9 protein-coding genes and 2 pseudogenes are annotated in these 19399 nt (G+C 65.0%); 10 read left to right on the forward strand and 1 reads right to left on the reverse strand.

What is annotated here, in order from left to right; all coding sequences use genetic code 11:
- The first annotated feature begins 175 nt into the window (after positions 1–175).
- The 5 genes and pseudogenes from BLR26_RS16765 to BLR26_RS16785 all read left to right on the forward strand — a co-directional run bounded on the left by BLR26_RS16765 (position 176) and on the right by BLR26_RS16785 (position 14421).
- Positions 176–9085, forward strand: coding sequence for an Ig-like domain-containing protein (locus tag BLR26_RS16765; protein ID WP_093382805.1), 8910 nt, complete (start codon positions 176–178; stop codon positions 9083–9085).
- Positions 9085–10359 (forward strand): TolC family protein, encoded by a 1275-nt coding sequence (locus BLR26_RS16770; RefSeq protein ID WP_093382810.1) that lies wholly within the window; start codon positions 9085–9087, stop codon positions 10357–10359. Before BLR26_RS16765 ends, BLR26_RS16770 begins: the two co-directional genes overlap by 1 nt.
- The gene (locus BLR26_RS16775; RefSeq protein ID WP_093382815.1) at positions 10349–12520 is read left to right on the forward strand and encodes a type I secretion system permease/ATPase; all 2172 of its coding nucleotides are present in this window, start codon (positions 10349–10351) and stop codon (positions 12518–12520) included. The genes BLR26_RS16770 and BLR26_RS16775 overlap by 11 nt, the downstream gene beginning before the upstream one ends.
- Positions 12510–13697, forward strand: coding sequence for a beta-barrel domain-containing protein (locus tag BLR26_RS16780; protein ID WP_093382819.1), 1188 nt, complete (start codon positions 12510–12512; stop codon positions 13695–13697). The genes BLR26_RS16775 and BLR26_RS16780 overlap by 11 nt, the downstream gene beginning before the upstream one ends.
- Before the next feature lie 90 nt (positions 13698–13787).
- Positions 13788–14421, forward strand: a pseudogene (locus BLR26_RS16785) (IS5 family transposase).
- Here the strand turns inward: BLR26_RS16785 and BLR26_RS16790 are convergent.
- A complete protein-coding gene (locus tag BLR26_RS16790) occupies positions 14418–14978 on the reverse strand; it encodes a hypothetical protein (RefSeq protein ID WP_093382825.1) in 561 nt (186 codons plus the stop codon). The pseudogene BLR26_RS16785 and the gene BLR26_RS16790 sit on opposite strands and share 4 nt — an antisense overlap.
- A gap of 302 nt (positions 14979–15280) precedes the next feature.
- Here BLR26_RS16790 and BLR26_RS16795 point away from each other — a divergent pair.
- From BLR26_RS16795 to argE, 5 genes and pseudogenes are all read left to right on the forward strand, one after another.
- A pseudogene (locus tag BLR26_RS16795) lies at positions 15281–15487 on the forward strand (transposase); the annotation flags it as partial.
- A gap of 334 nt (positions 15488–15821) precedes the next feature.
- Positions 15822–17138: a flavin-containing monooxygenase gene (locus tag BLR26_RS16800; protein ID WP_093382829.1), complete on the forward strand. Its 1317-nt coding sequence runs from the start codon at positions 15822–15824 to the stop codon at positions 17136–17138.
- The gene (locus BLR26_RS16805) at positions 17138–17548 is read left to right on the forward strand and encodes a RidA family protein (protein WP_093382834.1); all 411 of its coding nucleotides are present in this window, start codon (positions 17138–17140) and stop codon (positions 17546–17548) included. The genes BLR26_RS16800 and BLR26_RS16805 overlap by 1 nt, the downstream gene beginning before the upstream one ends.
- A gap of 10 nt (positions 17549–17558) precedes the next feature.
- Positions 17559–18233, forward strand: a complete 675-nt coding sequence (locus tag BLR26_RS16810) for a DUF1028 domain-containing protein (RefSeq protein WP_093382838.1) — start codon at positions 17559–17561, stop codon at positions 18231–18233.
- The gene (gene argE / locus BLR26_RS16815) at positions 18226–19389 is read left to right on the forward strand and encodes an acetylornithine deacetylase (RefSeq protein ID WP_093382843.1); all 1164 of its coding nucleotides are present in this window, start codon (positions 18226–18228) and stop codon (positions 19387–19389) included. Before BLR26_RS16810 ends, argE begins: the two co-directional genes overlap by 8 nt.
- Positions 19390–19399: the final 10 nt, after the last annotated feature.

Below are 19399 nucleotides of genomic sequence, written 5' to 3' on the forward strand. Positions count from 1 at the left end.
CCGTTTTTTTCGCAACTGCAAGGGCGCTGCAAGCCTTTTGGACTAACGCCAAAAACGTTTAAGTGCGCTTAGGTATTAAGCCTAAAGCCAGAATCGTTTTTTTTCCCAGAACTGCTATTTCTTCAGGCAGCAGTGTGACCCCTTCGGTCATCTATGGGCAAAAGGACTGTCTAGCATGTCGATCCAGGCGCAGGTTTCCCCCCTCAATCAAAATGTCTCGTCCGCCGCTGTCACTGAAATCCCTACCAACGGCATCCTGAAACTTACCGAAAGCAGCGAAATCGCCCTCGACATCGATCCCGAGGCGGTTGCCAGCTATTCGAAAAGCGATGCCGACCTGGTGGTGCAGCTCAAGAACGGCGAGAGCGTCCGTATTGCCAATTTCTATGCCGAAGGCCAGCCACCCAGTGAGCTGTTCCTGGTCCATGAAGGCAAGCTGGTGGCGGTTAGCCTGCCGCCGGTTGCCGCAGAGGGCATCCTGGCGGCCACCTATGTCGCCCAGGAAAGCGCTGCAGGCTTTGACTCGCTGACCGCTGCCGGGGGCGCCGGTGCCGGTGCGACCGCAGGCGGCCTGGGGGTAGGGGGGATGCTGCTGGCGGGCGCGGCGGTGATTGGTGCGGGCGTTGCGGTGTCGAACAGTGGCGGTGGCGGCGGCGGTGGTGGCGGCGGCAGTGAAACCCCACCGGTGGATACCACCGCGCCGGGTGCAGCGACGGGGTTGCAGGTGGCCACCGACGGCAGTTCGGTGAGCGGCAAGGCCGAGCCGGGCGCTACCGTCGGCATCGACACTAACGGCGACGGCAAGCCTGATGCAACCGTGGTGGTCGGCGCCGATGGCAGCTTCCAGGTACCGTTGAACCCGCCACTGACCAACGGTGAAACGGTGACCGTGGTGGTCACCGACCCGTCCGGCAACAGCAGCCCGCCGACCCAGATCACCGCACCGGACACCACCGCACCGGCGCCGGCAAGCGATCTGCAAGTCTCCCCCGATGGCACCCTGGTCAGTGGCAAGGGTGAGCCGGGAGCCACGGCGGGCATCGACACCGATGGCGACGGTCATCCCGACATCACGGTGATCATCGGCCCTGACGGCAGCTTCCAGGTGCCGCTTAACCCACCGCTGAGCAATGGCCAGACGGTGACCGTGGTGATCACCGACCCGGCCGGCAACAGCAGCCCGCCAGCCCAGGCCAGCGCACCGGACACCACCGCCCCGGCGGCGCCCACGGATGTCGAAGTGGCGCCCGACGGCAGCAGCGTCAGCGGCAATGGCGAGCCCGGTGCCAGCGTTGGTGTCGACACCAATGGCGATGGCCAGCCGGATGTCACGGCGGTGATCGGCAGCGATGGCAGCTTCCAGGTGCCGCTTGATCCACCGCTGACCGATGGCCAGACCGTCACCGTGGTGGTCACTGACCCTGCCGGCAACAGCAGCCCGGGCGTCAGCGTCCAGGCCCCCGATTACCCGGATGCACCCCAGGTCAATGCCAGCAATGGCAGCGAGCTGTCGGGTACTGCCGAGCCCGGCGTAATCCTGGTGATCACCGACGGTAATGGCAACCCGATCGGCCAGACGGTCGCCGACGGCAATGGCAACTGGAGCTTTACGCCAGGCACGGCGCTGGCCGATGGCACCGTGGTCACTGTGGTGGCCCAGGATGCCAGCGGCCACAGCAGCCCGCCGGCGTCGATCACCGTCGACGGCGTGGCGCCGGCAGCGCCGCAGATCAACCCGAGCAACGGTAGCGAGATCAGCGGTAGCGCCGAAGCCGGGGCGACCATCACCCTGACCGACGGCAGCGGCAACCCGATCGGCCAGGCCACTGCCGATGCCAACGGCAACTGGAGTTTTACCCCGGCCACGCCGTTGCCCGATGGCACCGTGGTCAATGCCGTGGCCCAGGATGCCGCCGGCAACATCAGTGGCCCGGCCAGCGCCACCGTCGACGGCGTAGCGCCTGGCGCACCGACGGTCAACCCGAGCAATGGCAGCGAGCTTAGCGGCAGCGCCGAGCCAGGCAGCACGGTGATCATCCGCGACGGTAACGGCAATCCCATCGGCCAGACCAGCGCCGATGGCAGTGGCAACTGGAGCTACACCCCCAGCATGCCAATTGCCGATGGCACCGTGGTCAGTGTGGTCAGCCAGGATGCGGCGGGCAACACCAGCGTGCCGGCAACGGTCAGCGTCGACGCTGTAGCGCCCGCGGCGCCAGTGGTCAACCCGAGCAATGGCGGTGTCATCAGCGGTACTGCCGAACCCGGTTCGACCGTCATCCTGACCGACGGCAGTGGTAACCCGATTGGTCAAACCAGCGCCGATGGCAGCGGCAGCTGGAGTTTCACCCCGGGTAGCCCGTTACCCGACGGCACCGTGGTCAACGTCACCGCCACCGACGCCAGCGGCAACACCAGCGCCCCCGGCGGTACTGTCGTCGATGCCCAGGCACCGGCCGCACCGCAGGTCAATCCGAGCAATGGCGCGGTCATCAGCGGTACTGCCGAAGCCGGTGCCAAGGTCATTCTCAGCGACGGCAGTGGTAACCCCATTGGTGAAACCACTGCTGACGGCAGCGGCAACTGGAGCTTTACTCCGGGCGCCGCGTTGCCCGATGGCAGCGTGATCAATGCCGTGGCCCAGGACGCCGCCGGCAACAGCAGCGGCCCGGCCAGCGTCACTGTCGATGCAGTCGCGCCACTGGCGCCGACCATCAATCCGAGCAATGGCAGCAGCCTCAGTGGCACCGCCGAAGCCAACAGCAAGGTGATCATCAGCGATGGCAACGGCAACCCGATTGCCGAGGTGACCGCCGATGGCAGCGGTAACTGGAGTTACACCCCGGGCACGCCAATCGCCGATGGCACGGTAATCAATGTGCTCGCCCAGGACGCGGCAGGTAACAGTAGCCCGCCGGCGAGCGTAAGCGTCGACAGCTCGGCACCTGCGGCTCCGGTACTCAACCCGAGCAATGGTAGCGTCATCAGCGGCACCGCCGAAGCCGGCGCCACGGTGCTGCTCAAGGATGGCAGCGGCAACCCGATAGGCCAGGTCACGGCCGATGGTAGCGGCAACTGGAGCTTCACCCCGGGCAGCCCGTTGCCCAACGGCACGGTGGTGGTGGCCACGGCCACCGACCCGACCGGCAACACCGGTGCTCCAGCGGCCACCACGGTAGACAGCGTCGCTCCGGGCGCGCCGCTACTCAACCCGAGCAATGGCAGCGTCATCAGTGGTACCGCCGAAGCCGGCGCCACCGTCACCCTGACCGATGGCAGCGGCAACCCGATTGGCCAGGTGACCGCCGACGGCAGCGGCAACTGGAGCTTTACCCCGGGCAGCCCGCTGCCCAACGGCACCGTGGTCAATGCGGTGGCCACCGACCCGGCCGGTAACACCGGCGCACCGGCTTCTGCCGTAGTGGATGCCGTCGCGCCGCCGGCCCCGACGGTCAACCTGAGCAACGGCAACAGCCTGAGCGGCACCGCCGAAGCCAACAGCAAAGTCATTCTCACCGACGGCAGCGGCAACCCGATCGCCGAAGTCTTTGCCGACGGCAGCGGCAACTGGACCTACACCCCGGGTTCGGCGCTGGCCGATGGCACCGTGGTCAACGTTGTCGCCCAGGATGCTGCCGGCAACCTCAGCGCACCGGCCAGCGTCACCGTCGACAGCTCGGCGCCTGCGGCCCCGGTCATCAACCCGAGCAATGGCGCCACCATCAGCGGCACCGCCGAAGCCGGTGCCACGGTTGTCCTCAAGGATGGCAGCGGCAACCCGATTGGCCAGGTGACCGCCGATGGCAGCGGCAACTGGAGCTTCACCCCGGGCAGCCCGCTGGCCAACGGCACCGTGGTGATTGCCACCGCCACCGATCCGACTGGCAACACGGGCCTGCAGGCCGCCACCACCGTGGACAGCGTTGCCCCGGACGCACCGGTCATCAATCCGAGCAATGGCAGCACCATCAGCGGCACTGCCGAAGCGGGGGCCAGGATCATCATCACCGATGGTGGTGGCAATCCGATCGGCCAGACCACCGCCGACGGCAGCGGCAACTGGACGTTCACGCCTGCTGCGCCATTGGTCAACGGCGTGGTGATCAATGCCGTGGCCCAGGACCCGGCCGGCAATACCAGCGGCCCGGGCACCACCACGGTGGATGCCGTGCCGCCGCCAGCGCCGGCGGTCAACCCAAGCAACGGTAATACCCTCAACGGCACCGCCGAGGCCAACAGCACCGTTACCCTGACCGACGCCAGCGCCAACCCGATCGGCCAGACCACCGCCGATGGCAGCGGCAACTGGACGTTCACCCCCGGTGCGCAACTGCCCAACGGCACCGTGGTCAATGTCACCGCCACCGACGCGGCCGGCAACACCGGCGCGCCCGCTAGCACTATCGTAGATACCTCGTTGCCGTCGATCCCGCAGATCGACCCCAGCAACGGTTCGGTCATCAGCGGCAGCGCCGATGCCGGCAACACCCTCATCATCACCGACGGCAACGGCAACCCGATCGGCCAGGTGACGGCCGACGGCAGCGGCAACTGGAGCTTCACCCCCGGTGTGCCGCTGCCGGACGGCACCGTGATCAATGTCGTGGCGCGCAACCCCAGCGGGGTCGACAGTGCGGCGGCGGTTGCCACGATTGATGGCGTTGCGCCCGCGGCGCCGCTGGTCGAGCCGAGCAACGGCGCCGAGATCAGCGGTACTGCCGAAGCCGGCGCGACCATCCTGCTCACCGATGGCGGCGGCAACCCGATTGGTCAAACCACTGCCGATGGCAGTGGTAACTGGAGCTTCACCCCGGCCAGCCCGTTGCCCAATGGCACCGTCGTCAATGCCGTGGCCCAGGACGCTGCCGGCAACAGCAGCGGCCCGGGCAGCACCACGGTGGATGCCGTGGCGCCTGCCGCGCCGGTGATCAACCCGAGCAATGGCGCGGTCATCAGCGGTACCGCCGAGATGGGTGCCAAGGTCATCCTTACCGATGGCAGCGGCAACCCGATTGGCCAGGTAACGGCCGACGGCAGCGGCAACTGGACGTTCACCCCAGGAAGCCCCTTGCCCAATGGCACGGTAATCAATGCCGTGGCCCAGGACGCGGCCGGCAACACCAGCAGCCCGGTCAGCACTACCATTGACGCGGTGGCCCCGGCTGCGCCGGTGATCGACCCGAGTAACGGCGCGGTCATCGTCGGCACTGCTGAAGCCGGTGCCAAGGTTATCCTCACCGACGGCAGCGGCAACCCGATTGGCCAGGTGACGGCCGATGGCAGCGGCAACTGGAGCTACACCCCGGGCTCGCCACTTGCCAACGGCACGGTGGTCAATGCCGTAGCTCAGGACGCTGCCGGCAACACCAGTCTGCAAGGCAGCACCACGGTCGACGCCGTGGCCCCCGGCGCACCGGTCGTCAACCCGAGCAATGGTGCAGTCATCAGCGGAACCGCCGAGGCGGGTGCCACGGTCATCCTTACTGACGGCGGCGGCAACCCGATTGGCCAGGTTACAGCCGATGGCAGTGGTAGCTGGAGCTTCACCCCGGCCAGCCCGCTGCCCAATGGCACTGTGGTCAATGCCGTGGCCCAGGATGCTGCCGGCAACAGCAGTGGCCCGGGCAGTACCACGGTGGATGCCGTGGCGCCTGCGGTGCCGGTGGTCAACGTCAGTAACGGCGTGGTCATCAGCGGCAGCGCCGAAATCGGCGCCAAGGTCGTTCTGACCGATGGCAGTGGCAACCCGATTGGTGAAACCACCGCCGATGGCAGCGGTAACTGGAGCTTCGTGCCAGGCACGCCGCTGCCCGATGGCACCGTGGTCAACGCCGTGGCCGAGGACGCCGCAGGCAACAGCAGCGGCCCGGCCAGCACCACGGTGGATGCCGTGGCACCGGCAACACCGGTGATCAATGCCAGCAACGGGGCAGTTGTTGTCGGTACTGCCGAAGCCAATGCCACGGTGATCCTCACCGATGGCAGCGGCAACCCGATCGGTCAGACCAGCGCCGATGGCAGCGGCAACTGGAGCTACACACCGCTGCCGCCGTTGGCCAATGGCACGGTGGTCAACGCCGTCGCCCAGGACGCCGCCGGCAACAACAGCGGCCCGGCCAGTACGGTGGTTGATGCCGTGGCGCCCGGCGCGCCGGTGGTCGATCCGAGCAATGGCACAGCGATCAGCGGCACCGCCGAAGCGGGTGCCAAGGTCATCCTTACCGACGGCAGCGGCAGCCCGATTGGTCAAACCACTGCCGATGGCAGTGGTAACTGGAGCTTCACCCCGGCCAGCCCGTTGCCCAATGGCACCGTCGTCAATGCCGTGGCCCAGGACGCTGCCGGCAACAGCAGCGGCCCGGCCAGCACCACGGTGGATGCCGTGGCGCCTGCCGCGCCGGTGATCAACCCGAGCAATGGTGCGGTGATCACCGGCACCGCGGAAATCGGCGCCAAGGTCATTCTTACCGATGGCAGCGGCAATCCGATTGGTCAAACCACCGCTGATGGCAGCGGCAACTGGAGCTTTGTTCCGGGCTCGCCATTGGCCAATGGGACGGTAATCAATGCCGTGGCCCAGGATGCTGCCGGCAACAATAGCGGCCCGGTCAGTACCACGGTTGACGCCGTGGCGCCGGCCGCACCGGTAATCGAGCCGAGCAACGGCGCGATCATTGTCGGTACCGCCGAAGCCGGCGCCAAGGTCATTCTCACCGACGGCAGCGGCAACCCGATCGGTCAAACCACTGCTGATGGCGGCGGCAACTGGAGCTTCACCCCAGGCGTGCCACTTGCCAACGGCACCGTGATCAATGCGCTGGCCCAGGATGCCGCTGGCAACAGCAGCGGGCCGGTCAGCACTACCATTGACGCGGTGGCGCCTGGCGCACCGGTGATCAACCCGAGCAATGGCGCGATCATCAGCGGTACCGCCGAGATCGGTGCCAAGGTCATCCTTACTGACGGCAGCGGCAACCCGATCGGTCAAACCACTGCTGATGGCAGCGGCAACTGGAGCTTCACCCCCGGCGCGCCACTTGCCAACGGCACGGTGGTCAATGCCGTGGCCCAGGACGCCGCCGGCAACAACAGCGGCCCGGCTAGCACCACAGTGGATTCCGTGGCGCCTGCCGCACCGGTGATCAACCCGAGCAACGGCGCGGTCATCAGCGGTACTGCCGAAATCGGCGCCAAGGTCATCCTTACCGATGGCGGCGGCAACCCGATTGGTGAGACCACCGCCGATGGCAGCGGCAACTGGAACTTCACCCCGGCCAGCCCGCTGGCCAACGGCACCGTGGTCAATGCCGTGGCCGAGGACGCCGCCGGCAATGACAGCGGGCCGGCAACCACCACGGTCGACAGCGTGGAACCGGGCGCGCCGGTGCTGAGCATCAGTGCCGACGGCGCGTTGCTCACCGGTACCGCCGAGGCCAACAGCCAGGTGCGCATCGTGGTCAACGGCGACAGCGCCAACCCGATCACGGTCAACGTCGATGGCAGCGGCAACTTCAGCCTGCCGTTCGCACCACCACTGATTACCGGCGAGCTGCTGTCGGCGGTGGCGGTGGATGCGGCCGGCAACGTCAGCGGCCCGGGCAGCGTCATTGCCCCGGACCTGGCGCCGCCAACCATCAGCGTGCCGGAAGCCGCCGATACCTGGATCAACGCCGCCGAAATCAGCGATGGCATCCAGGTCAACGTGAGCGTGCGGCCGACCATGCAGGCCGGCCAGGTGGTCACCGTCAAGTTCGCCGGCCAGAACGGCTATGAAGCCGAGGTCAGCCATACCCTGACGGCCGGTGATATCAGCGCTGGCAGCGTGACCCTGACCCTGACCCCGCCAGGCGGGCAGGGGCCGTTCCCGCAGGGCGCCTCGACCGTCACGGCCGACATCAACGGCGGCGCCGCCTCGACGCCGGCACCGTTCACCATCGACACCGTGCCGCCGGCCACCCCGGTGCTGTCGCTGGTCGGCAACCTGCTGACCATCTCAGCCGAACCTGGCACCGAGCTGACCGTCAACCTGACCGTCGGCGGGGTAGTCGCTACGGTAACGGTAACCGCCGACAACAGCGGGCTGGCGTCGCTGAACCTGCTCACTGACCTTGACATCGACTTCAGCTGGGACCAACTGCTCAGTGCCCAGGTCTCGGTGGTCGGCCGCGACCCGGCCGGCAACCCGAGCAACGTCGCCAGCATCGGCATTGGCGCCAGCATCGAGCAGCCGGTGACCATCGGCGGCTTCGGGGTCGATGTCAGCCTCAACCCGCTGAACCCCAGGTTTGGCTTCAGCGGTACCACCGAGGCCGGTTCCAGCCTGGTGATTCGCGTTATCACCCCGGTGCTGAACGTCGAACTGCTGCCAATCAACGCCGATGGCACTGGGCACTTTGCCCTGAACCTGCTGAGCCCGAGCGTCCTCACCCAGTTGGGGCTGAACATTACCGACATCCTCAACCTTGGCTCGCAGATCTCCTTCAACGTTGTCTCAACCGATGGTCAGGGCAACGACAGCGCCGCCTATGGCATCACTCTGGTGCCCAACGGCCTGTCGCTGAACATTGGCCAGATCGACGTCAACGGCACCGCCGGCGACGACGTGATGGCGGGGGCCAACGGCAGCTCCGAGCATATCAATGGCGGGGCCGGCAGCGACCTGATCTTCAACGTCGGCACCGGCGATCATGTGGTGGCGGGTGACGGCAACGACACCATCCAGATCACCGCCACCAACTTTGTCAGCATCGACGGCGGGGCGGGCTTCGATACCCTGTTGTTCGCCAACGGCATCGACCTGGACTACAACTCGGTGGGGGCCGGCACGCTGAGCAATATCGAGCGTATCGACCTGGGCAAGGGCGATTCGGGCAGCGTGCTGACCCTGACCGCAGCGGAGGTCAACGCCATTACCGATGCCAACAACACCCTGCAGATCACCGGTGAAAGCAACGACACCCTGAACGTGGTCGGGGCGGTGAACACCGGGACCAGCCAGGCGATCAACGGCGTCAACTACGACGTCTACACCTTTGGCGCCAACATCTTGCTGGTCGAGGACAATACGGTTCAGGTTGTCGTGTGATGGCAGCGCGCATGCAGTACGCGCGCAAGGGACGGCGGCAAGCGCAAGTGGCCCTGTGGCTGCTGGCGCTGGGCCTGCCGATGGTTGCGCCAGCCATGCCACTGGACCAGGCGGTCCGGGCAGGGCTGGCGATTCACCCTGAGGTGCGCTCGGCGATGGCCGAAGCCGATCGCGCCGGAACAGAAGTGGAGATTGCCAAAGGCGGCTACTACCCGTCGGTGTCGGTGTCTGGCGGGCCGCAGGAGTTCGATTTTGGCGATGTGGTCTACGACCTGACCGCCTCGCAGATGCTCTATGACTGGGGCCGGGTCAACAGCAAGGTCGACAGCGCCAGCGCCACCCAGCGCAAACTGTCGCAGGCGTTACTGGTGGCCCGCGACGATGCCGCGCTGGATATCGTCGAGACCTACCTGGATGTACTGGCGGCCGAGCGCCGGGTCGAGGCGGTGCGCGAGCACCTGCAGCGCCTCGGTGGCATCCGCCAGATGACCGAAGACCGTGGCGGCGACGGCTATGCCGACCGCAGCGAGCTGGACCGCGCCAACCTTGAACTGGCACGGGCCCAGGAGCAACTGGCGCTGGAGAAGGGCAACCTGCAGGATGCCCGCAACCAGTACGCCCTCCTGGTTGGCCAGGAACCCGATGTCCTCAGCGACCCCGAGCCGCTGTCGCTCAAGCGCTACCTGGCCTCAAGCGACCTGACCCGGGTGATCCACGACGCGCCCTTGCAACGCAAGGCGCTGGAAGACGCCAACGTTGCCGAAGCCCAGGTTCGCGAGGCCAAGGCGTCGTTGCTGCCGCAACTGAATATCGAAGCCACAGCCTTGCGCCGGGAAGTCGGCGGGCATCCGGAAAGCGACTCGGTGGTGGCCCTGCGCTTGCGCATGGACACCTTCCAGGGCCTGTCCAACTTCCGCCGCCCGACCGCCGCGCAGCAACGCCTGGAGTCGGCGCGCTTTACCGCCGATGCCATGCAGCGCGACATCCGCCGCCAATTGCAGACCTTGTTCGACAACAGCGAAACCCTGGGTTGGCGGGAGAAGTCGCTGCAGCAGCAGGTCACCGAGTCGGCGCAGGTCAGCGAGCTGTACCGCGAGCAGTTCGAGGTGGGCCGGCGCGATGTGATCGACCTGCTCAACGTCCAGCGTGAACGCTTCGAGGCCGAGCGGCAACTGATCAACCTGCACATCGAACGCAAACGCATCGAGTACCGGGCGGCCGCACAGGTCGGCTTGTTGGGCCCACTGGTGGAGAATCGCTTGAATGGAAGCTGACAACAGGATTGCCGACAACGTCGTGGTGCTCAACCACGACCCTCTCAACGATCCGCTGCGCGAGGGCTTGCTGTTGCTGTGCCGGCAATTGGGGCGGCCGCTGGGCGATGCCGAGCTGGTCGACGGCTTGCCGTTGGAGTACGGCCGCCTGCCGCTGCGCATGGTCGCCCGGGCTTTGCGCCGCGCCGATATCACCGCGCGGGTCGATCAACTGCCGCTGGCGCAGATGGACAACTACCTGCTGCCCGCGCTGTTGCTGCTCAACGACGGGCGCAGCCTGGTGCTGGTCAAGCTCGACGCTGAGCACGCTCAGGTGCTGGTACCGCAGAGCGATGGCGGCGGCGAGCGTTTGCCCCTGGCTGAACTGGCGGCGCTGTACAGCGGCACGGCGGTGTTCGCCAAGTGCCGGTTTCGCGCCGACGAGCGGGTAGGGGATTACGCCAGGGCGGTGCCCGAGCACTGGTTTTTCGGCCCGCTGAAAAAGCTCTGGCGTTCTTACGCCGAAGTGGCCGCCGCCGCCCTGGTGGCCAACGTCCTGGCGATTGCCTCGGCGCTGTTCGCCATGCAGGTATATGACCGCGTGGTGCCCAACGCCGCCTTCGACACCCTGTGGATTCTGGCCAGCGGCGTGGCCCTGGCGATTGTCCTCGACGGCGTGCTGCGGATCATGCGCGGGCATTTGCTCAACGTGCTGGGCAAGCGCCTCGACCTGCAGCTCTCCAGCCTGTTGTTCTCGCGGGTGCTGAGCACGCGGATCGCCGCCAAGCCTGCGTCCATGGGCGCCTTCAGCACCCAGGTGCGCGAGTTCGAGTCGGTGCGCGAGTTCTTTACCTCATCCAGCGCCGCGCTGATCAGCGACTTGCCGTTCGTGCTGATCTTTTTGTTGATCATTGCCCTGATCGGCGGCCAGGTGGTCTGGGTTCCGATCGTCGCCTGTGTGCTGATGGTACTGCCGGGGCTGCTGACCCAGCGCCTGCTGGGTAATCTGTCGCGGCAGAACCTGCGCGAAGGGGCGATGAAAAACGGCGTGCTGCTGGAAGCCTTCGAGCACCTGGAAACGGTCAAGGCCACCCGCGCCGAAGGCCGTTGCCTGCAGCAGTGGGAAACCCTGACCGGCGAGCTTTCAAGCACGGCAATGAAAACCCACGCCCTGGCCTCGAGCCTGAGCTACGCCTCGAGCATCGTCCAGCAATTGTGCTATGTCGGCGTGGTGGTGTTCGGTGTCTACCGCATCAGCGAAGGGGCGATGACCGTCGGTGCCCTGGTGGCCTGTTCGATCCTCGCCTCGCGAGCCATCGCGCCGCTGTCCCAGGCGGCTGGCATTCTCGGGCGCTGGCAGCACACCAAGGTGGCCATGGAAGGCCTCGACCAGTTGATGGCCGCCGAGCAGGAGCGGCCCCAGGGCAAGCGCTTCGTGCACAAGCCGCACCTGCACGGGCACTTTCGCCTTGAAGGCGTGCGCCTGAGCCACGGTGACAGCCCACCGGTGGTGGACATTCAGGCACTGACCATCCAGGCCGGCGAGCGGGTAGCGCTGCTGGGCGGCAACGGCGCCGGCAAGTCGACCCTGCTGCGCCTGCTCAGCGGCTTGCTCGATGCCCAGGCCGGGCGCCTGCTGCTCGATGACGTCGCCCTCAGCCAGATCGACCCGGCCGACCGCCAGCGCGGTATTGGCTACCTGCCCCAGGAGGTGGCGTTGTTCCAGGGCAGCCTGCGCGACAACCTCAACCTCGAAAGCGCCGCCCTGAGCGATGACGAACTGCTGGAAACCCTCGACGGCGTCGGCCTCGGCGCTTTCGTGCGCAGCCATTCGCTGGGCCTGGACATGCCGCTGCAGGGCAACGCCAGTTTGTCTGGCGGCCAGCGCCAGGCCGTGGGCCTGGCCCGGGTACTGCTGCAGGACCCGCCAATACTGCTGCTCGACGAACCCACCGCAGCCTTCGACCAGAGCAGCGAAAAACAGGTGATCGACTACCTGCAGCAATGGCTGGGCAAACGCACCCTGATCATCACCACGCACAAAAAAAGCATGCTTGCCCTGGTCGAGCGCGCGGTGGTGCTGCGCCAGGGCCGGGTGATCATGGATGGGCCGCTGGACCAGGTGGTGCAGGGCAGTCAGGTACAGGCCCCACAGGCCGCAGGAGGTGCACATGGACTCTGAGCGCAAGGCGGCGAAACTGCGCCGCGAGCTGGCCGACCCGCTGCTGGCGGTGACCCACCCGGTGTACCGGCCGCTGTTGTGGCTGTTGCTGGCCTGCATCCTCATCGCTATCGCCTGGGCGGCCTGGGCCGAGCTCGACGAGGTCACCCGTGGCGATGGTCGGGTGGTGCCGTACAGCCGCATCCAGAAGATCCAGAGCCTGGAAGGCGGCATCCTCGACCGCCTGCTGGTCAAGGAGGGCGACCTGGTGGAGGTTGGCCAGCCGCTGGTGCGCCTGGATGAAACGCGCTTTCTGACCAACGTCCAGGAGTCGACCAACCAGGCCGACGGCCTGCGCGCGGCGATCGCCCGTCTGGATGCCGAGGTGCTGGGCAAGGAACGCATCGAGTTCGGCCCCGGGGTCGACCCCGACAGCCCGTTGGCGCGCTCCGAGCGCGAGCTGTTCAAGTCGCGGCGCGGCAAGTTGCTGGAAAACACCCGCTCGATCCAGGCGCAGATCCGCCTGGCCCAGAGCCAGCTCGACCTGGTGCGCCCGCTGGTGGCCAAGCGCGCGGTCAGCCAGATGGAGGCATTGAAACTCAGCCAGGACATCGCCACCCTCAACGGCAAGCTCACCGAGCTGAAGAACACCTACTTCCAGGACGCCTACACCGAGCGCTCGCAGCGCAAGGCCGACCTCAGCGCCCTGGAGCCGATCATCCAGCAACGCCAGGACCAGTTGCGCCGCACCGAGATCCTGTCGCCGGTGCGCGGGCGGGTCAACACCGTGCTGATCAACACCCGCGGCGGGGTGATCCAGCCGGGCGAGGCGATCATGGAGGTGATCCCGGTAGAAGAGCGCCTGCTGGTCGAGGCGCGAATCAAGCCGCGGGACGTGGCCTTCCTGGTGCCGGGCATGCCGGCCAAGGTCAAGATCACCGCCTACGACTTCTCCATCTATGGCGACCTCAAGGGCACCCTGGAGCAGATCAGCGCCGACACCATCGAGGAAGACACCCCGCGCGGCAAAGAGTCGTACTACCAGGTGCTGATCAAAACCGACGGCAGCCAGCTGAAGAAGGGCGATGAGGTGCTGCCGATCATCCCCGGCATGGTTGCCGAGGTGGATATCCTCAGCGGCAAGCGCACAGTGCTCAATTATCTGATCAGGCCGCTGGTCAAAGCGCGCCTTTACTAGGCTCTGTATGAAAACCTTTGAAATGTCGTAGAGGCCTCTGGGGGCCTGATTTTCCGTAGAGTTCTCGCCTTTTAGGCGAAGGATTCTGCCATGCCCAAGCGATACGAACTTTCCGATGCTGATTGGGAAATAGTCGCTGATCTTTTTACTGCACATCGGCGCACTGGGCGCCCAAGAGCTAATGATCGCTTGATGCTCAATGGTGTGTTGTGGGTACTTTGCTCCGGCGCAGCATAGCGAGACATGCCTGAGCGATTCGGCCCCTGGTCCTCGGTTTATCACCGCTTTCGAGACTGGCGTACCCAGGGCACCTTCAACAAGATGCTCAAGCGCCTGCACGTCAAACTCAACGCTCAAGGCCTGATCAATCTGGACACCTGGTGCATTGACTCGACGGCAGTCAAAGCGACCCGGGCCTCATCTGGAGCAGGCCAAAAAGGGGAGCGGAAGAACCAGCGGACCACGCACTCGGGAGAAGCCGGGGTGGGCTGACAACGAAAATTCACATGGTCTGCGACGCTCGAGGTGTACCACTGCACTTCATCCTTTCTGGCGGACAAGCCAGCGATCCGAAACCCAGTTTACCGAACGGCTGTTCGGCTGGTTGAAGGAACATCGCCGCCTGGCGACACGCTACTGCAAGCTCGCGAAAAGCTATGCGGCGATGGTCACATTGGCCTGCTGGCAGCGATGTCTACGACATTACTTTTCGTACAGTGCCTAGCCGAATCGCTTGGTTATTTCAAGGTAGAATTCAAGTACTAAGTTATTGTCACCCCCATCCACGATTTGATAATTGAAGTTAGGATATTCAAAGTCATTCGGATTTTCATCTGGGCGTCGCCGCCACTTCAATGCATTCCGGTTGTTGTTCAGGATTTTAATGGAGCCAGCGGTATCCGGGAGTTGATCGCCGGTTACGATATTTCCATCGTATGATATCTCAAAGAATGTGGTTGGGTCAGTGGATGAAACTTTGTTCCAGGCCCCGACCATGTCTAGAGTGGGGCCGCTTTCACCCACGCCCATTGTGTAGCCTTCGAAGGCACCTGAGTCAATGATGAATCTGTACGTGTTGTTAGTGTATTGATGTTCAAATCTAAGTTCGACAGGGGTGGTGTCCCGATAGTTTAGATTTAGCCAGTCATCATTGACCACCTTGTATTTCACGTTGTTGTAAAAATCCACCTCTCGTACAAACTTTGAAAGTGTAACGGGGATGCGGCTATGGTGGTTGCTATCAACCTTGCCGTATAAGCGGGCAATAAATGACTTGGCCATGGTGTGCTCCTTTGGACGGGACGTCTCTTGCTCAAGTTTTTCTTCCTTGGGCGTAGAAATAATTAAGCTTTTTCGGGGGTGGCGCTACTGATAAAACTACTAGTTTTTTATAACGTTTTCTTGCGTGTGTGTTTTTTTTTAAAAACCGTTTTTAGTTGTTTTGCAGGCATGCCATCGGGCACAAGTTGAAGTCAAAACGCCCATCATTAGGCTCTGTACGAAATCCCGAGAAACCCAATCGGCGTCCCTCGTAGGCTGAAATTTTGTAGAGTTTCCAGCCATCTACGGAAAGAAATTCTGTGATGGCAAAGCGTTACGAACTCTCGGATGAGGCTTGGACCGTGGTTGCTGATCTCTTCACCGAAACCCATGGCCGGGGGCGGCCCCGCCTGAGCGACCGCCTGATGCTCGATGGCGTGCTCTGGGTGCTCTGCTCAGGTGCTGCGTGGCGAGATATGCCGGAGCGCTTTGGCCCGTGGTCAACGGTGTATCAACGGTTTCCCTATTGGACGAGGTCAGCATTCCATCGAACCAACGTGGCCGCCCGCGTAAGCGCTGTAAATGGTTGCTTGCCGACAAGGGCTACGACGCCGAAGCACTACGTCGCTATGGTCTCGCTGGCTTGTTCCATGCGGTGTTTGCGACATCTCTGTTCGTACAGAACCTAGCTAGCTGGTTCCTGTGGGAACCGGCCTTGCCGGCGAAGGGCTGCAACGCAGCCCTTAGTTTTTTACTCTCCAACAACCACAAAAATCATAATTTCGCCTTTCTTCGCGCTCTCCCAGAATGCGACCTACACCCTCCCACGGCCACCCGCGTGGGACAACTCAGTAGGGCGCAGACATGACAACCAATAAAACCAAGATCGATACGCTCGTAGTGGGCGCCGGGCAAGCCGGCGTGGCCATGAGTGAACACCTGAGCCGCCTGGGCGTGCCGCACCTGGTGCTGGAGCGCAACCGTATCGCCGAAGCCTGGCGCACCGGTCGCTGGGATTCGCTGGTGGCCAATGGGCCGGCCTGGCACGACCGCTTCCCGGGCCTGGAGTTCGACGGCCTCGACCCGGACGCCTTCGCTGGTAAAGACCAGGTGGCCGATTACTTCGAAGCCTACGCGCGCAAATTCAACGCACCGATCCGCACTGGCGTCGAAGTTACCCAGGTGCTGCGCAACAGCGATCGTCCGGGGTTCACCGTGCACACCAGCGATGGCGTGATCGAGGCCCAGCAGGTGGTGGTTGCCACCGGCCCGTTCCAGCGCCCGGTGATCCCGCCGATTGCGCCGAAGCAGTCGAACGTATTGCAGATGCACTCGGCCGCCTACCGCAACCCGCAGCAGTTGCCTGAAGGCGCGGTGCTGGTGGTTGGCGCCGGCTCATCGGGGGTGCAGATCGCCGATGAACTGCAGCGTGCCGGCAAGCAGGTGTACCTCTCGGTCGGCGCCCACGACCGGCCGCCACGGGCCTACCGCAACCGTGACTTCTGCTGGTGGCTGGGGGTGCTCGGCGAGTGGGATGCCGAGACCATGCAGCCGGGCAAGGAGCACGTGACTATCGCCGTCAGCGGTGCCCGCGGCGGCCACACCGTGGATTTTCGCCGCCTGGCCCAACAAGGCATGACCCTGGTCGGCCTGACCAAGGGCTTTGATAACGGCGTGGTCAGCTTTGAAGCCAACCTGGCCGAGAACATCGCCCGCGGCGACGAGAACTACCTGGCGCTGCTCGATGCCGCCGACGCCTACATTGCCCGCAATGGCCTGGACCTGCCGCAAGAGCCGCAAGCGCGGGAAATTCTCCCTGATCCGCAATGCCTGACCCAACCGTTGCTGGAACTCGACCTGGCCAAGGCCGGGGTCGGCACCATCATCTGGGCCACCGGCTATTCGGTGGACTACAGCTGGCTGCAGGTCGACGCCTTCAAGGACAACGGCAAGCCCCGGCACCAGCGCGGCGTGTCCAGCGAGCCGGGGGTGTACTTCGTCGGCCTGCCTTGGCTGTCGCGGCGCGGCTCGGCGTTTATCTGGGGGGTGTGGCACGACGCCAAGCACATCGCCGATCACATCGCCAAACAGCGCACCTACCTCAATTACCGCGACGCTTCGCAGCGCCAGGCCGAACAGCAAGCGTCCAGCCAACCAGCCAGCCTCATGGGAGCCCGTTGATGCCTACTCATACCCGTATTCGCATGTTCAACTCCAAAGACACCTACCCCAACCAGACCCTGGACAACGACCTGTGCCAGGCCGTGCGTGCCGGCAACACCGTGTATGTGCGCGGCCAGGTGGGTACCGACTTCAATGGCCAGCTGGTCGGCCTGGGTGACCCGCGGGCGCAAGCCGAGCAGGCCATGCGCAACGTCAAGCAACTGCTGGAGGAGGCCGGCAGCGACCTCAGCCATATCGTCAAGACCACCACCTACCTGATCGACCCGCGCTATCGCGAGCCGGTGTACCAGGAAGTCGGTAAATGGCTCAAGGGTGTGTTCCCGATCTCCACCGGCCTGGTGGTCAGCGCCCTCGGCCAGCCGCAGTGGCTGATGGAAATCGACGTGATCGCGGTCATCCCCGAATAAGGAGCGTGCCATGACCTTCTCCATCGTTGGCCGCTGCGCCGAAACCGGCCAGCTGGGCATTGCCATCAGCTCTTCAAGCATCGCCGTCGGTGCTCGCTGCCCGTGGCTGCGCACAGGCGTCGGTGCGGTGTCGAGCCAGAACATCACCTTGCCGGCCCTCGGCCCGCAGATCCTCGATGGCCTGGACGAAGGCCTGGCGCCGCACCAGGCCCTGGACCGCGCCTTGACCCGCAACGGCTACAGCCAGTACCGCCAGGTGGCAGTGGTCGATGCCCAGGGCCGCACCGCGGTGTTCAGCGGCAATCATGCGCTGGGCATCAACCATGCCGTGGCCGGCGAACAATGCGTGGCCGCCGGCAACCTGCTGGCCAACAGCGCGGTGATCGAGCGCATGGTCGAGGCCTTCGAGCGCAGCGAAGGCTGCCTGGCCGCGCGTTTGCTGACCGCCCTTGAGGCCGGCCAGGACGCCGGCGGCGAAGCCGGGGCGGTGCATTCGGCGGCGCTGTCGGTGGTCGGCGAGCTGGTCTGGCCGATCGTTGACCTGCGCGTCGACTGGGCTGAGGACAACCCCATCGGCGAATTGGGCAAGCTCTGGAACGCCTATGAGCCGCAGTTGCAGGACTACCTGACCCGCGCCCTCAACCCGACCCTGGCGCCAAGCTACGGAGTGCCGGGCGATGAGTGAGCTGCGCAGCCGTGCATTGTTGGCCAGCCTGATCGGCTTTGCCACGGTCAGCCGCGATTCGAACCTGGCCTTGATCGAGTTCGTCCGCGACTACCTGCACGGCCTGGGTGTGAGCTGCGAGCTGATCTACAACACGCAGCGGACCAAGGCCAACCTGCTGGCCAGCATTGGCCCGGCAGTGGCGGGCGGTGTGGTGCTGTCGGGCCATACCGATGTGGTGCCGGTGGACGGCCAGGCGTGGACAGTCGAGCCGTTCAGCCTCACCGAGCGCGACGGCAAGCTGTACGGCCGCGGCGCCGCCGACATGAAAGGCTACCTGGCTTCGGTACTGGCAGCGGTGCCGGTGTTTCTTAAAAGCCCGCTGCGCCGGCCGGTGCACCTGGCGTTCTCGTATGACGAGGAAGTCGGCTGCCTGGGCGTACGCAGCCTGCTCGAGGTACTGCCCCAGCGCATCGCGCAACCGGCCTTGTGCCTGATTGGCGAGCCGACCGAGCTCAAACCGGTGCTTGGCCACAAGGGCAAGCTGGCCATGCGTTGCCATGTACACGGCGCGCCGTGCCATTCGGCCTATGCGCCTTATGGCGTCAACGCCATCGAGCAGGCGGCGCGTCTGATCGCTCGCCTGGGCGAGATCGGCCAGCGCCTGGCCGCGCCGCAGCATCACGATCAACGCTTTGACCCGGCGTTTTCCACCGTGCAGGTCGGGGTGATCCAGGGCGGTACGGCGCTGAACATCGTCCCGGCCGATTGCCGCTTCGACTTTGAAGTGCGTACCTTGCCGGCGTTCGAACCGCAGGCGGTGGTGGACGAGCTGCACACCTACGCGCAGCACACCCTGCTGCCGGCCATGCAGGCGGTCAAGGCTGACACGGCGATCCGCTTCGAAGCGATCTCGGCCTACCCGGGCCTGGCCACCGCACCGCAAAGCTCCGCAGCGCAACTGGTCGCGCAACTGTGCGGCAGCGATGCCTTCAGCACCGTGGCCTTTGGCACTGAAGGCGGCCTGTTCGATGAGGCCGGAATCCCGGCGGTGGTGTGCGGGCCGGGCAGCATGGAGCAGGGTCACAAGCCGGATGAATTTGTCAGCGTCGAGCAGATGGCGGCCTGTGACCGCCTGATGGATCGCCTGGCCGAATACCTCTCCAACAACGGATAACAACAAGGAG

The sequence above is a fragment of the Pseudomonas sp. UC 17F4 genome (genome assembly GCF_900101695.1).
GTDB lineage: Bacteria > Pseudomonadota > Gammaproteobacteria > Pseudomonadales > Pseudomonadaceae > Aquipseudomonas.

Bases quoted from the DNA above. Each gene is read 5' to 3' on its own strand.
- BLR26_RS16800 (WP_093382829.1), top strand. From the start codon at position 15,822: ATGACAACCAATAAAACCAAGATCGATACGCTCGTAGTGGGCGCCGGG.
- BLR26_RS16790 (WP_093382825.1), bottom strand. From the start codon at position 14,978: ATGGCCAAGTCATTTATTGCCCGCTTATACGGCAAGGTTGATAGCAAC.
- BLR26_RS16780 (WP_093382819.1), top strand. From the start codon at position 12,510: ATGGACTCTGAGCGCAAGGCGGCGAAACTGCGCCGCGAGCTGGCCGAC.
- BLR26_RS16770 (WP_093382810.1), top strand. From the start codon at position 9,085: ATGGCAGCGCGCATGCAGTACGCGCGCAAGGGACGGCGGCAAGCGCAA.
- BLR26_RS16805 (WP_093382834.1), top strand. From the start codon at position 17,138: ATGCCTACTCATACCCGTATTCGCATGTTCAACTCCAAAGACACCTAC.
- BLR26_RS16775 (WP_093382815.1), top strand. From the start codon at position 10,349: ATGGAAGCTGACAACAGGATTGCCGACAACGTCGTGGTGCTCAACCAC.
- BLR26_RS16765 (WP_093382805.1), top strand. From the start codon at position 176: ATGTCGATCCAGGCGCAGGTTTCCCCCCTCAATCAAAATGTCTCGTCC.
- argE (WP_093382843.1), top strand. From the start codon at position 18,226: ATGAGTGAGCTGCGCAGCCGTGCATTGTTGGCCAGCCTGATCGGCTTT.
- BLR26_RS16810 (WP_093382838.1), top strand. From the start codon at position 17,559: ATGACCTTCTCCATCGTTGGCCGCTGCGCCGAAACCGGCCAGCTGGGC.